At 50.0% G+C, this 13,808-nt stretch carries 13 protein-coding genes and 1 rRNA gene; 13 read left to right on the top strand and 1 reads right to left on the bottom strand.

Translation table 11 applies throughout. From position 1 onward, the window contains the following. The first annotated feature begins 11 nt into the window (after nucleotides 1-11). The 3 genes from Q0499_RS13885 to polA all read left to right on the top strand — a co-directional run bounded on the left by Q0499_RS13885 (nucleotide 12) and on the right by polA (nucleotide 4,509). On the top strand, nucleotides 12-878 hold the full coding sequence (locus tag Q0499_RS13885) for a phytanoyl-CoA dioxygenase family protein (protein WP_299200332.1): 867 nt from the start codon (nucleotides 12-14) through the stop codon (nucleotides 876-878). After that, the gene (locus Q0499_RS13880; RefSeq protein ID WP_299200331.1) at nucleotides 875-1,606 is read left to right on the top strand and encodes a type 1 glutamine amidotransferase; all 732 of its coding nucleotides are present in this window, start codon (nucleotides 875-877) and stop codon (nucleotides 1,604-1,606) included. Before Q0499_RS13885 ends, Q0499_RS13880 begins: the two co-directional genes overlap by 4 nt. A gap of 161 nt (nucleotides 1,607-1,767) precedes the next feature. Then, the gene (polA, locus tag Q0499_RS13875) at nucleotides 1,768-4,509 is read left to right on the top strand and encodes a DNA polymerase I (protein WP_299200330.1); all 2,742 of its coding nucleotides are present in this window, start codon (nucleotides 1,768-1,770) and stop codon (nucleotides 4,507-4,509) included. 234 nt (nucleotides 4,510-4,743) lie between these two features. Here polA and yihA read toward each other — a convergent pair whose 3' ends face one another. Continuing rightward, a complete protein-coding gene (yihA, locus tag Q0499_RS13870) occupies nucleotides 4,744-5,379 on the bottom strand; it encodes a ribosome biogenesis GTP-binding protein YihA/YsxC (RefSeq protein WP_299200329.1) in 636 nt (211 codons plus the stop codon). 205 nt (nucleotides 5,380-5,584) lie between these two features. On the opposite strand from yihA, the gene Q0499_RS13865 reads away from it, so the two are divergent. The 10 genes from Q0499_RS13865 to Q0499_RS13820 all read left to right on the top strand — a co-directional run. Then, a complete protein-coding gene (locus tag Q0499_RS13865) occupies nucleotides 5,585-6,187 on the top strand; it encodes a c-type cytochrome (RefSeq protein ID WP_299200328.1) in 603 nt (200 codons plus the stop codon). A gap of 132 nt (nucleotides 6,188-6,319) precedes the next feature. After that, entirely contained in the window at nucleotides 6,320-6,943 is a 624-nt protein-coding gene (locus Q0499_RS13860; protein ID WP_299200327.1) for a thiol:disulfide interchange protein DsbA/DsbL, read from the top strand. 149 nt (nucleotides 6,944-7,092) lie between these two features. Beyond that, complete coding sequence (locus Q0499_RS13855) at nucleotides 7,093-8,628, top strand: GGDEF domain-containing protein (RefSeq protein WP_299200326.1); 1,536 nt, start codon at nucleotides 7,093-7,095, stop codon at nucleotides 8,626-8,628. Nucleotides 8,629-8,732: 104 nt separating this feature from the next. Then, nucleotides 8,733-10,370: a ubiquinone biosynthesis regulatory protein kinase UbiB gene (ubiB, locus tag Q0499_RS13850; RefSeq protein ID WP_299200325.1), complete on the top strand. Its 1,638-nt coding sequence runs from the start codon at nucleotides 8,733-8,735 to the stop codon at nucleotides 10,368-10,370. 116 nt (nucleotides 10,371-10,486) lie between these two features. Further along, on the top strand, nucleotides 10,487-10,876 hold the full coding sequence (gene hisI, locus Q0499_RS13845; protein ID WP_299200323.1) for a phosphoribosyl-AMP cyclohydrolase: 390 nt from the start codon (nucleotides 10,487-10,489) through the stop codon (nucleotides 10,874-10,876). 8 nt (nucleotides 10,877-10,884) lie between these two features. Further along, the gene (locus tag Q0499_RS13840; RefSeq protein WP_299200322.1) at nucleotides 10,885-11,220 is read left to right on the top strand and encodes a phosphoribosyl-ATP diphosphatase; all 336 of its coding nucleotides are present in this window, start codon (nucleotides 10,885-10,887) and stop codon (nucleotides 11,218-11,220) included. A 129-nt stretch (nucleotides 11,221-11,349) separates the two neighbouring features. Next, nucleotides 11,350-11,595 carry a Sec-independent protein translocase subunit TatA gene (gene tatA / locus Q0499_RS13835; protein ID WP_299200321.1) on the top strand — a complete coding sequence of 82 codons (246 nt, stop codon included), beginning with the start codon at nucleotides 11,350-11,352 and terminating at the stop codon, nucleotides 11,593-11,595. Nucleotides 11,596-11,612: 17 nt separating this feature from the next. Then, nucleotides 11,613-11,993 (top strand): Sec-independent protein translocase protein TatB, encoded by a 381-nt coding sequence (tatB, locus tag Q0499_RS13830; RefSeq protein WP_299200320.1) that lies wholly within the window; start codon nucleotides 11,613-11,615, stop codon nucleotides 11,991-11,993. Continuing rightward, on the top strand, nucleotides 11,980-12,750 hold the full coding sequence (gene tatC, locus Q0499_RS13825; protein WP_299200319.1) for a twin-arginine translocase subunit TatC: 771 nt from the start codon (nucleotides 11,980-11,982) through the stop codon (nucleotides 12,748-12,750). Before tatB ends, tatC begins: the two co-directional genes overlap by 14 nt. A 750-nt stretch (nucleotides 12,751-13,500) precedes the next feature. Next, a 16S ribosomal RNA gene (locus Q0499_RS13820) occupies nucleotides 13,501-13,808 on the top strand; the annotation flags it as partial.

Below are 13,808 nucleotides of genomic sequence, written 5' to 3'. Positions count from 1 at the left end.
GGGGTTTCATCATGATTCAGCTTACACAACAGCAGATTGAGCAGTTCCGTAAAGATGGTTTTCTGATCGTCGACAAAATTATTGAGCCTGAAGCGGCGGCAGATATTCTTGAACGTTTTCCGCTGATCTTTGAACAGGGTCTCTATGAGACCGGTATCCGTCCGGATGAGGTGAATCTGCCGGAGGGGAGTCCCCCCTTTACCAGGCAGATCTGTAATGCCTGGAAATCGGATCTGACCATTGCCCGACAGGTATTGTCTGAACAGATGGGACGCGTGTGTGCACAACTGGGAGGCTGGAGCGGCACCCGTCTGATGATCGATAACCTGCTGTGGAAACCGGTTAATGGTCGGTCTATCGGCTTTCACCAGGACAGTATGTATTCGACCTGGATCGATAAGCCGGAGCTGGTCAGTTGTTGGCTGGCGCTGGACCAGACGACAGCGGAAGGGGGGACGCTGGTTTATATCCGCGGTTCCCACAAATGGGGTGAAGCAAAGCCCATTATGCAGTTTCACGGCCCTGAAGATGACCTGAAAGAGGTGCGTGAATGGGCGGCAGCGAATGATCTCGAGTTAGAGCTGGTACCGATTGAAGTCCCTCCCGGCGGTGGTGCTTTCCATGATGGCTGGTTATGGCATGGGTCGCGTATCAATAATGCAGATGTGCCGCGCCGGGCGTTGGCGATGCATTACTTTCAGGCTGATATTGAGTTTAACCCGGCTAATTTGAAGGTGGGGAATGGCCCGATCTACGGCCGTTATAAGAAGTTCGGCAGTAATGAGCTGGATGAAAGTTATTTCCCGATTACCTGGACCGACACCGGCTATCGCAGCCCTGGTCTGGATGAGTATCTCAACGAGGGCCACGAAAAATGAGAATTCTGGCCATTATGGCAGGCGGTATGAATGGTCCGGTTGAATCCGGTGTTATCGGCAAAGTGGTTGAGGCCCGGGGCCATCGCCTTGAGTGGTTTTACCGGCGGCATGGTGATGCTTTGCCGGAGGATATTGACGTCTATGCTGCTCTGATCGTATTTGGCGGCGAGGTCAGTGTGTATGACCCGTCACTGCACCCCTATTTTGATCAACTGTCTGCTTTGATTCGGCAGTTTGTCTCTGAGGACAAACCAGTTCTGGGTTCCTGTTTAGGGGCTCAGGCTATCGCTTACGCCTTTGGCGCGGAGGTGCGGCCGCAGGGCTTTCTTGAATATGGCTTTACCCAGTTGCAGCTGACCGATGCCGCAGCGGATGACCTGTTATTTCAGGGGTTGCAGAGTCAGCAACAGCTGTTCGAAATGCATTCCGATACCTTTGCCCTGCCAGACGGTGCAACGCTGCTAATGCAGGGGGATCAAGTGGTGAATCAGGCCTACCGGTTCGGCTCAAACATCTATGGTTTTCAGTGCCACTTCGAGGTTGACCCGCAGATCACCGCCACCTGGAATCAACGTGAACTGATCGGTAATCCGAACCGCGATCAGGCACTAGTCAGTCAGATGATTGATCAGGCGGACAATGACTTTGTTCTGTATCAGGATGCCCAGCAGCGCTTTGCAGAAACGGTTGTAACCCGCTGGCTGGCGCTGGCTGAGCCACGGGGATAGGGCGTTTAGCGAGGGTATCTTTGCGTTTACCAGCGTGGCCATTGCCGCTGAAATGCGCAACAGAGCTTTAGGCAACCCACGGAATCGAATATGATGGAGCCCTCGAGGCCGAAGTGATACTCCGGCCACACTCTTTTCAGACGGACAATGACTGCAAAACCATGACCGCAACTACTCCCCCTATTATCTTAGTCGATGGCTCTTCATACCTGTACCGGGCATTTTTCGCATCTCAACAGGCCGATATGCGCACCTCTGAAGGGGTCCCAACCGGGGCTGTACGGCTGGTTACCAGCATGTTACGCAGTCTGATTAAACAGTATCCGCAAAGTCCTGTGGCGGTGGTGTTTGACGCTAAAGGCAAAACCTTCCGTGATGATATTTATCCGGAATACAAGGCGCAGCGGCCATCGATGCCGGATGATCTGCGCACGCAGATTGAGCCGATTCATAATATTGTCCGGGCGATGGGCTTTCCGCTGGTCTCAGTTGAAGGGGTCGAGGCTGATGATGTCATCGGTACGCTGGCTCGTGAGGCCAGTGCCAAGGGGTTAGACACGGTTATCTCTACCGGCGATAAGGATATGGCGCAGCTGGTGGACAAACATGTCACTCTGATCAACACCATGAATGATGTCCATATGGATATCGACGGCGTGAATGAGAAGTTTGGTATACCGCCGGAACTGATTATCGACTATCTGGCGTTGATGGGGGATAAGGTTGATAACATTCCTGGTGTGCCCGGGGTGGGAGAGAAAACCGCTCTGGCGCTGTTACAGGGGATCGGCGGCATCAACGACCTGTATGACAATCTGGATAAAATTGCTGAGCTGGGGTTTCGTGGTTCGAAAACAATAGCGAAGAAGCTCGAAGAAAACCGGGAGTTCGCCGAGCTTTCCTACCTGCTGGCCACCATTAAAACCGATCTTGAACTGGAATGCGGCATAGAAGACATTCCTGTGCCGGTGGCCGATAACGAGCAACTGCTGGAGCTGTTTCAACAGTGTGAGTTCCGCAGCTGGATTAGTGAACTGGATGCGGCCGCCGCCGATGGTGCGAGAGTAATAGAGAACGAGTCGCAGCTGCCGGATGAGATTGTTTATGAAACGATTCTCACCCAGGATGAGTTTGATCGCTGGTTTAAGGTGTTAGAGGCCGCAGAGTTGTTTGCCTTTGATACCGAAACCGACAGTCTCAATTACATGGAAGCCAATCTGATCGGCCTGTCTTTCTCGGTAGAGCCGGGCAAGGCTGCTTATCTGCCCGTTGCCCACGACTATATGGGCGCGCCTGCCCAGCTGGATCGTAATGCCGTGCTGAAACAGCTGAAACCCTTGCTGGAGAGTGAATCCCACAAAAAAGTGGGACAGCATATTAAATACGATATGAACGTCCTGGCCCGTTATGACATTGAGCTGAAAGGGATCGCGTTCGATACCATGCTCGAATCCTATGCGCTGAACTCGACCGCTTCGCGACACAATATGGATGCCCTGGCAGATTTTTATCTGGGGGTTAAAACCGTTAAGTTTGAAGAGATTGCCGGTAAAGGTAAAAAGCAGCTGACGTTCAATCAGATCGAGATGGAGCAGGCGGCGCCCTATGCGGCTGAAGATGCCGATATCACCCTGCGTCTGCATCAGGTGCTGAGTAGCAAACTGGCGCAGGACCCGGCACTGGAAAGCGTATTCTCCGATATTGAGTTACCACTGATCCAGGTGCTTGCCCGTATGGAGCAGCACGGCGCGATGGTTGATGCGACTCAGCTGGCCATTCAGAGCCGGGAACACGGTGAGCGGCTGGTTGAGTTGGAAGCGAAAGCTCATGAGTTAGCGGGTGGCCCCTTCAACCTGAGTTCGCCTAAGCAACTGCAAGAGATTCTGTTTGATCAGCAGAAGTTACCAGTGATTAAGAAAACTCCGAAAGGCGCGCCCTCCACTGCAGAAGAGGTGTTGCAGGAGCTGGCACTGGATTATCCTCTACCGAAGATGATTATTGAGCACCGTAGCCTGAGTAAACTGAAGAGCACCTACACCGATAAGCTGCCACAGATGATCAATCCGGCCACCGGGCGGATACATACCTCGTATCATCAGGCGGTTACTGCAACCGGGCGGCTCTCTTCATCCGACCCTAACCTGCAGAACATCCCCATCCGCTCCACGGAGGGGCGGCGTATTCGTCAGGCGTTTGTCGCGCCGAAGGGGTATAAGCTGGTGGCCGCGGATTACTCTCAGATTGAGCTGCGCATTATGGCGCATCTGTCTCAGGACCAGGGGCTGCTGAAAGCCTTTGCTCAGGGGGAAGATGTTCATAAGGCAACTGCTGCTGAGGTGTTTGGTGTCGCGCTGGATAAGGTAACCTCTGACCAGCGTCGCAGTGCTAAAGCGATTAACTTTGGTTTGATCTATGGCATGTCCGCCTTTGGTCTGGCGAAACAACTGGGCATCGGCCGGAATGAAGCGCAAACCTATATTAATCACTATTTTGAAACCTATCCCGGGGTGCAGCGTTATATGGATGATATCCGTAGTCAGGCGGCGGAAAAAGGATATGTAGAAACCCTGTTTGGTCGTCGTCTCTATCTGCCGGAGATAAAAGCCAGTAATGGTATGCGTCGTCAGGCGGCAGAGCGAACTGCGATCAATGCGCCGATGCAGGGTACTGCTGCGGACATTATTAAAAAGGCGATGGTTAAAGTGGATAGCTGGTTGCAAGGTAGTGATAGTGGTGCCCGGATGATTATGCAGGTACACGATGAGCTGATTCTTGAAGTGCCGGATGCCCAGGTGGATGCGGTATCAGCGCAGTTGGTTGAGCTGATGCAGTCGGCTGCGGACCTGGATGTGCCATTGCTGGTGGAAGCGGGAACCGGTGATAACTGGGATCAGGCGCACTGATCGCCAGGGGATAAGTTGATTAGATGAATTCATTAGATGAACTTGCCGGGGGAGCTTGTCAAAGGAACTTATTCAGTCTCTTATGAGTCACAGTAGTATGGGAGTTGTATTGACTTACCCTGCCAAGGGCGGCTCTCATAGCTACTAAGCATACGGTAACAAGTATGCCTTGACGCTCTCGAAATCACACGGTTCCCCCATTATGATTCGAGAGCATTTTTTATCCGGGCAAATTTATTCGCTCGCCTGGGTTTCTTCATCATCTTCGAGTAACCAGCGATTAAGATGGTCACGCAGCTGGTCGACACCGGTTGTTTTCAGCGCAGAGAAGGTTTGCACTGTTAGCAACGGGTTATTTTTCACATCCAGATCCTGCTTCATCTTTAACAGAGCATTCTGTGCTGCGCCACGATTCAGCTTGTCGGCCTTGGTCAGCAGAACATGCAATGGCATACCTGCTTCACCGCACCATTGAATCATCATCTGATCAAACTCTTTCAGAGGATGGCGAATATCCACCATCAGCACGACCCCGCGAAGACACTCACGATTCTGCAAATAATCATCGAGGTGTTTCTGCCAGTGTTCTTTCATGGCGATAGGAACTTTGGCATACCCATACCCCGGCAGGTCAACGATGCGCACCCCTTCCACATTGGTATCGAAGAAGTTAATCAGCTGTGTCCGGCCCGGTGTTTTACTGGTGCGGGCCAGCTTTGCATTGGTTAGCGTATTGATCGCACTGGACTTACCAGCGTTGGAACGACCTGCAAACGCAACCTCCGCTCCGGTGTCCTCAGGACACTGGCTAAGCTTGCTTGCACTGGTGTTAAAGCGTGTCAGATGGTACTGAATTTGGGGTAAAGACATATACTTTTTGCCTATCAGCCTGTGAATACAGACATTTATCGTTCCAGTTTGTATGGATATTAGGTTATAATTCCGCCGGAATTCTACCTGTGGCTGCAATATTACACCAGCCCGGGTGTTGGTTAGGTCGCCCTGTTTCAATCTGATTAGCTTCAAATTGTTACAGAAACCATTAGCAATCTATAGCAAGAGTCTGGGTTAGTCGATGAATAAACTACTGATCGCCATACTGGCAAGCGTGAGTATCATAAGTGTTGCACATGCGGCGGGAGATGCTGCAGCAGGACAGGGTAAAACCGCAATCTGCGGTGCATGTCACGGAGCTGATGGCAACAGTGCTGTCGGAAACTTCCCTAAACTGGCTGGGCAGAATGAGAGCTACCTGCTGAAACAGTTGCAGGATATTAAAGCAGGCAATCGTACCGTCGTCGAAATGACCGGTCTTCTGACAAACCTGAATGATCAGGATCTGGCGGATATCTCTGCGTATTACTCTTCTAAAACCATTCAGGTTGGCGCGGCTAAAGCGGATCTGGTTGCCGCCGGTGAAAAGATCTACCGTGCTGGCGTTGCAGCTAAAGGTGTTGCTGCCTGTACCGCTTGTCACGGTGCACAAGGTAAAGGAATTGAGACTGCAGGTTACCCTGCCGTTGGTGGTCAGCATGCCCAGTACGTTGAGACTCAGTTGAAAAACTTCCGTGTAGGTGCCCGTGCAAATGATCCTCAGGCGATGATGAGCACTGTGGCTGCGAAACTGAGTGATAAAGAAATTCAGGCAGTTGCCAGTTATATCCAGGGCCTGAATTAAAATTCAGCTCTGAGTCAGGAAAGGCAGCGTAAGCTGCCTTTTTTATTGGCAAAAATATTTGCGCCAGGGCTGAACTTGACGCATATTCACCGGTCATATGAGACTGATTTTTCTGAAAGGTTGGAGACATATATGTTTAGAATACTCGCTATTGGGCTATTAATGACCCTGACCGCAGTCACCGCGCAGGCAGAAGAATATAAAGCCGGCATTAACTATGATGTGATTGCTATGCCGGTTCCGACCGCTGACAAATCTAAAGTTGAAGTGGTTGAGGCGTTTGGCTATCTGTGTCCTCACTGCGCTAATTTTGAGCCGCTACTGCATAGCTGGACAGCAAGGTTGCCGGCGGATGTTGATTTTGTTCGTATTCCGGTGGTTTTTTCCCGTTCGTGGGAGCCATTGGCCCGGGCATATTACTCCTCTGATATTCTTAATGGTCTGGATAAAACTCACCAGGCTACCTTCGATGCGTTGCATAAAGAGCGCCGTCGGTTTAACAGTATGGATGATCTGGCGAACTACTATGCCGATCTCGGTGTTGATAAAGAGAAGTTCACTAAAATGACGCAGTCCTTCGCGGTGAATATGCGCATGAATCAGGGCGCATCGAAGGTGAAAGGTTATGGTATTCAGGGAGTGCCGACTCTGGTCGTAAACGGGAAGTATCTTGTAACTGCTGATAAGGCTGGCGGCCATGCAGGGATGCTTAAAGTTGCAGAATATCTGATAGAGAAAGAGAAAAATGCTCTATGAGCGTAAGTTATATCAAGAAAGCCGCTTTTAGCGGCTTTTTTATTGCATATTGAGTAATGAATTGCTGCACAGGGACTGGCTTGACGCACCTGAAGTGGCATAACATTAAGTATTGTCATTTTTAATTGGTCGGTCCACGGGTATAAGTAATGGAACAAGACGACTGGAAAGAACGCTATAAATCACTTTCTGAAGAAGTGGATGGATTACAGGCAACACTTGATGATCATCCTCTTCGGCACCTTGTCTTGCAGATGGCTGTCGCGTTGGATGGACAATCAGAACAGCTTGACCGATCGTTAAAAACGCTATGTGAGCAGATCAAAACCGATAAAGCCGGTAAGGCAGATACAATCAGTCTGCTTGAGAAGCAGCTTCGGGGACTGGATCTCGAACAGCAACAGCAGCGCAATCATTTGTTGCAGGGGCTGCAAAAGTGGATATATCAGCTGCGGCTTAATCTGACCACCGACCTTAGCAATCAGAGATTGAGTGCGATTGAGGAGGGTATGATGCCCTTCACCGGACAGCTTGCTGATATCGCTTCCCTCATCAACGACCTGGTTGCTCTGCAAGCGCATATTCTAACCGATGATTTTAATGGTGGGCGGCAACACGGCATTCTCGAAGAGCTGGGGCATGAAGATGAGGTGCTGTTAGAAAAGATAGCGTCTGAACTACTCAGTCTGATGTCAGGCCTGCACATCCCTCAGGGAGAGATGTCCCTGGCGCGGGAGTTAGTCAGCAGAATCGAACGGGGTCTATCGTTGAGTGGCCTGCCTGCAATCATTCAGGATCTGGTAGGTTTGGTAGCCCGACTCAGCTCTTACAATAGCGAGGACTTTGAAGACTATCTGCTCAATCTTACTGGCCAGCTGGCGGAAGTGCAGGCTTATGTTGAAGCAAGTCAGCAAGATGAATTACTGAATGAAGAGACGGCGCTGTTGAGTGATGGCATCCATCATGATGTTCAGGCGATACAGAAAGCGATGCAGGACTCAAGTGACCTGCAACAGCTGAAGAGCAATGTTTCATCTCAGTTAATGAATATTGTGAAGTCAGTGGATCTGTTTAAACAGAAAGAAGAAAGCCGTGAGAAGCGGTTGCATGAGCGTTATCTTCAGCTTCAGGATCGCCTTGAGCAGATGGAGGTGCAGACACAGCAGATGAAGGTCCATGTGGAAACGGAGCGACATAAAGCGCTCACCGACTCGCTGACATCGTTACCGAACCGAGCCGGGTATGATCAGCAGATTACCTCTGAGTTTGACCGCTGGAAACGCTATGGGCAGGCCTTTTCGATAGCCGTTGCTGATCTTGATCTCTTTAAACGGATCAATGACTCTTATGGGCATCAGGCGGGTGATAAGGTGTTACGTCTGGTGGCTACAATTCTTGGTCGACAATGTCGTTCTACTGATTTTGTTTCCCGCTATGGTGGAGAAGAGTTTGTTATTCTGATGCCAGGCACCACTGCGGAACAGGCGGTTACTGCGGTCGATAAAATTCGTCAAGCTGTTGAGAGTAGTCCCTTTAACTTTCATGGTCAGCCGGTGCAGATCACGCTCTCACTGGGGGTTGCTCAGGTGCAGCCGGACGATACAGTTGAAGTGCTGTTTGGCCGGGCAGATAAAGCCCTCTACGAAGCCAAGCGTCTGGGGCGAAATCGTATTGAGCTAGGTTAAGCTTTGCTACTCCGGTATGATGCAGCTCTTTACCTTGTGTGCCGAAGTGGGCAATATGCCTGCCTTACTTACTCCAGAACAACTGACCACGGAACCTAACAGCGGTGCGACGTTTACTCCGAATTTTTAAAATTGCACGGGTTTTTGCTCGATACCGGCTTGATACCCTTTTTGATCAGCTTAACCTGCATTGGTATGCTCGCCTGCTTATAAAGTTAATGTTCTGGCGTTATCTGATTCCGGTGGGTTCGAAGTCTCAGGGGCAACGGCTGCGCTTAGCGTTGGAAGAGCTTGGGCCGGTGTTTATTAAGTTTGGTCAGATGTTATCCACCCGTCGGGATCTATTATCCGAAGACCTGGCGTTAGAGCTTAAAAAGTTGCAGGACCAGGTACCGCCGTTTGAAAGTGCCTATTCGCAACAACTGATCGAACGGGCGTTGAATGCTCCGGTTGAAGAGATTTTTGCCGAGTTCAATGCCACCCCGATGGCCTCAGCCTCGGTCGCACAGGTGCATGAAGCGCTGCTGCACAGCGGTGAAGAGGTGGTGGTCAAGGTGATCCGCCCGGGCATCGAAAAGACTATCAGAAAAGATATGGCGGTGTTGTATACCATTGCTCAGTTGGTGCAGGCTCTGTGGGTTGAAGGCCGCAGACTGAAGCCGGTAGAGGTGGTTGCCGATTATGAAAACACCATTTTTGATGAACTGGATCTGCGGAAAGAGGCCGCTAACGGTTCACAGATCCGGCGTAACTTTGAAAACTCTCCCATTTTGTATGTACCAGATATCTATTGGGATCTGACGCGCCAGAATGTCTTAGTGATGGAGCGGATTCACGGTATTCCGGTGGCTGATATTGAGCAGCTTAAAGCCCAGAATACCGATATGAAAAAACTGGCGGAGCAGGGGGTCGAGATCTTCTTTACCCAGGTTTTTCGCGATAGCTTCTTTCATGCCGATATGCACCCGGGGAATATCTTCGTCTCCCGGGAAAATCCCTCGTCACCGCAATATATTGCCGTCGATTTTGGCATCGTGGGCTCTCTTTCCCCGGAAGATCAAAGCTATCTGGCGCGTAATTTTCTGGCCTTTTTTCAACGTAACTACCGCCAGGTTGCGCAGCTGCATATCGATTCCGGCTGGGTGCCGCCGGATACCAATGTACAGGCATTTGAAACGGCTATACGAAGTGTGTGCGAACCCATCTTTGAAAAACCACTGAAAGATATCTCTTTCGGCATGGTGTTGATGGGATTATTTCAAACCGCCCGGCGTTTCAATATGGAGGTTCAGCCTCAGTTAGTCTTATTGCAGAAAACTCTTCTGAATATTGAGGGGTTGGGACGTCAACTCTATCCAGAGCTGGATTTGTGGGAAACCGGACAGCCTTTTCTTGAACGTTGGATGAAAGAGCGCATGGGACCGAAAGCGGTCTATCGTTCGATGAAACAACAAGCTCCGGACTGGCTGGATAAAATGCCTCATCTGCCACAGATGGCATATGACGCCCTCAATCAGCTTAAAAATCTGGATGATAGCCGGCGACGGGATATGCTGGCACTGAGTATCGCCCGCCAGGAGCTGCAGCAGCAGCGTAATCAAAAAGGCCACTGGCTGGGCCTGGTGTGTCTTATCGCTGCGTTAGGCTTTGCGGTGAATGATCCGATGTTCGTGGCCCGCGAGCTGCCAGTAATAAGCTGGTTATTGGGTGGTGCTGCTGCGGTACTGCTGTTACGTCACTGAATTGCAACAATAAGCTATTACTCTTGCCGCCTCCCTTTTTTCGGGGATAGCCAGGGGATAGTAGTGAGGCATGGGATCAGGTATTCTTGCCTGCTTAGATTTTGAAGAATATTAATATGACAGAGTTGTGGTTAGACCAGGTTCGATGGAATAGTGATGGACTGGTGCCGGCAATTGCCCAGGATCATCTGTCCGGCAAAGTGTTAATGGTTGCGTGGATGAACCGCGAGGCGCTTGCACTGACCGTGCAGGAAAACCGGGCTATATACTGGTCGCGTTCACGACAGAAGTTGTGGCGTAAAGGGGAAGAATCCGGGCACGTGCAGCAACTGCACGATATTCGCCTGGATTGTGATGATGACGTCATCCTGCTGAGTGTAGAGCAGTTAGGCGGTATCGCCTGTCATACGGGGCGACAGCACTGCTTTTTTAAGACCCTCAGAGACGGGGAATGGGTTGCTGTTGAACCTGTTCTGAAAGATCCGCATACGATTTATGATAAGTAAGGCCTTATATGAGTGATGTACTGACACAGTTGGGTGATATTCTGGAGCAGCGCAAAGAGGCAACTGCTGAAAAATCCTATGTTGCCAGCCTGCATGCTAAAGGGCTTAACAAAATTCTGGAAAAGGTCGGCGAAGAGGCGACTGAAACGATACTAGCCGCCAAAGATGCTGAAATGAGTGGCGACTGCAGTGATGTTATATATGAAACTGCGGATCTCTGGTTTCATACGCTGGTCGCTTTGTCTCACCTCGGGGTTCGCCCAGAAGCGGTGGTTGATGAGCTTGCCCGACGCTTTGATATGTCAGGCCTCGAAGAGAAAGCATCCCGGCCTGAGCAAAAATAGATCAGATCGTGATAGCTGTATTAACCTGGTTCGCGATGATTGATAAAGCGGGCAGTCTGGAACAAGATAACTTATTTCATTTAACCGGCGGAGATGCTTCGCCCAAGTAGCAAAGCGGAGAACAATAATATGTTAGGTGGTATTAGTCTGTGGCAGTTAGCTATTCTTTTAGTCATCGTTGTACTGTTGTTTGGTACTAAGAAGCTGCGCAACATTGGTGGCGATCTGGGCGGCGCGGTTAAAGGCTTCAAAAAGGCGATGAATGAAGAGCCTAAAGAGGAAGACAAGAAGATCGAGGCGGATGCCGACTTTTCTGACACTGGTAGCGCTGAAGCAAAAGAGCAGACCAAAGAAGAGCCAAAAACGGATAAGTAACCGACAGGTAGCTGTAGATGTTTGATATCGGTTTTGCTGAGCTGCTGATCATTGCGGTTGTCGGGTTAGTTGTGCTGGGGCCTGAAAAGCTTCCAGTTGCTGTCCGCACGGTTGGCCTGTGGGTGAGTAAAGCAAAGCGAACCCTCGGCAGTATTCAATCAGAGATTAGCGAAGAGTTGCGTCTGGATGAGATGAAGCGTCAGATCGTGATGAAGCAGGAAGAGCTTGATCGGGAGCTTGATGAGATGCGTAGGCCATCATCTGAAGCCGAAGGTGGTCGTGCGTCAGTCGTTAAAGAAACGTCTGAGCTTAAAGGGCCTGTTGATCAGACGGAAAATGAGCCAAATACTCTAGTGCAGCCCGAACAGGAAAATACCAAGGCCGATGATAGACCCTAACCAGCCCCATTCAGAGGAAGATCAGGAGCAGCCCATTGTCTCCCATCTGGTAGAATTGCGTAGCCGTCTCATGCGGGCGCTGCTGGCAATTCTTGTTCTATTCCTTTGCCTGTTTTATTTTGCCAATAACCTCTACGAAATTGTTTCTGCGCCTTTGACTGCGTTGCTGCCAGCAGGCACTAGCATGATCGCTACAGATGTTACATCGCCATTTTTTGCGCCCTTTAAACTGACTTTGGTGCTGTCAATCTTTCTGGCGATGCCGCTTATCCTGCATCAGGTATGGGGCTTTATCTCTCCTGGCTTATACAAGCATGAGAAACGACTGGCGGTGCCGCTATTAGCGTCCAGTATTGTGTTGTTCTACTCGGGAATCGCCTTTGCTTATTTTGTGGTGTTTCCTCTGATCTTTGGTTTCTTCACCAGTGTCGGGCCGGAAAATGTTGCGGTAATGACCGATATCAGCAGTTATCTCAATTTCGTGCTGAAGATCTTCTTTGCATTTGGTGTTGTTTTTGAAATTCCCATAGCGACTTTGCTGCTGGTATGGAGTGGCATAACCGATGTTAAAAGTCTCAGAGAGAAGCGGGCATACGTCATTGTTGGCTGCTTCGTGCTGGGCATGTTGCTGACACCACCTGATGTAATCTCTCAAACCTTGCTGGCTGTACCGATGTGGTTACTCTTCGAGTTGGGCATTGTTCTCGCTGTCATCGTTAAGCGGAAAGCGCCAGTGGAGGAAGAAGAGGCGGAGTAGATTTAGGAGCTAGACGCGACTTCGTCGCTTGCTAGTGGCGAGAACGGAAACTGCGTTTCCTGCTAGAAAAAGCCAAGGAAAAACATTAAACCGCCGCGAGGCGGTTTTTATGTTTCAGGTTTAAGGGATTTTATTCTACGGATTCGCTTACAACGTGAGCTTTCACAACACCCATAAAGAAGGCTCTGCTAGCGACTAGCAAGTCGCGAAGCGACGTCTAACAGCGGCGCAGCCGCGTTCTAACGACTCGCCGTTAAAAACTTCGATGTTTTTTACAAATTCTTAACTTTTTCGTGCTCCCCCTGTTGACTCCTCTGCCCCAGAATGTAGAATGCGCTCCTCGCTTGAGACAGCCACCGGAAACGGTCACTGAAACAAGCCGAGCTGTTAAGTTTAACGCCTTGATAACACAGAGTTAAATCTGTTAATCGGGTCGGAATAACGAAACAGGAAGCCGATCAGGCGGTTTGAAAATTTGCTAAAAATTCTCAAACAAAATGGTTGACTTCATCAGGGTGTTGAGTAGAATACGCACCTCGCTTGAGACGACTCACTGGAAACGGTTGAGCGTTGATAGCAACGCTCTTTAACAGATAGATCAGATAATTCGTGTGGGCGCTTGTTGAGATGAAGCACAAAAGCTTTATCAAAGTAAGCGACACAGAAGTGAATTCATGAAAATGTTTTTATGCAAGTTGTTTAATGCTTTGAGCTAGATTTATATATGTCTTTTTCCGACATATTTGATTAAAACTGAAGAGTTTGATCATGGCTCAGATTGAACGCTGGCGGCAGGCTTAACACATGCAAGTCGAGCGGTAGAGAGAAGCTTGCTTCTCTTGAGAGCGGCGGACGGGTGAGTAACGCGTAGAAATCTGCCTGGTAGTGGGGGATAGCCCAGAGAAATTTGGATTAATACCGCATACGCCCTACGGGGGAAAGCAGGGGACCTTCGGGCCTTGCGCTATCAGATGAGTCTGCGTCGGATTAGCTTGTTGGTGAGGTAATGGCTCACCAAGGCGACGATCCGTAGCTGGTCTGAGAGGATGATCAGCCAC

This window comes from uncultured Amphritea sp., assembly GCF_937127095.1.
GTDB lineage: Bacteria > Pseudomonadota > Gammaproteobacteria > Pseudomonadales > Balneatricaceae > Amphritea.
This window is presented reverse-complemented; position numbering and strand designations above follow the sequence as displayed.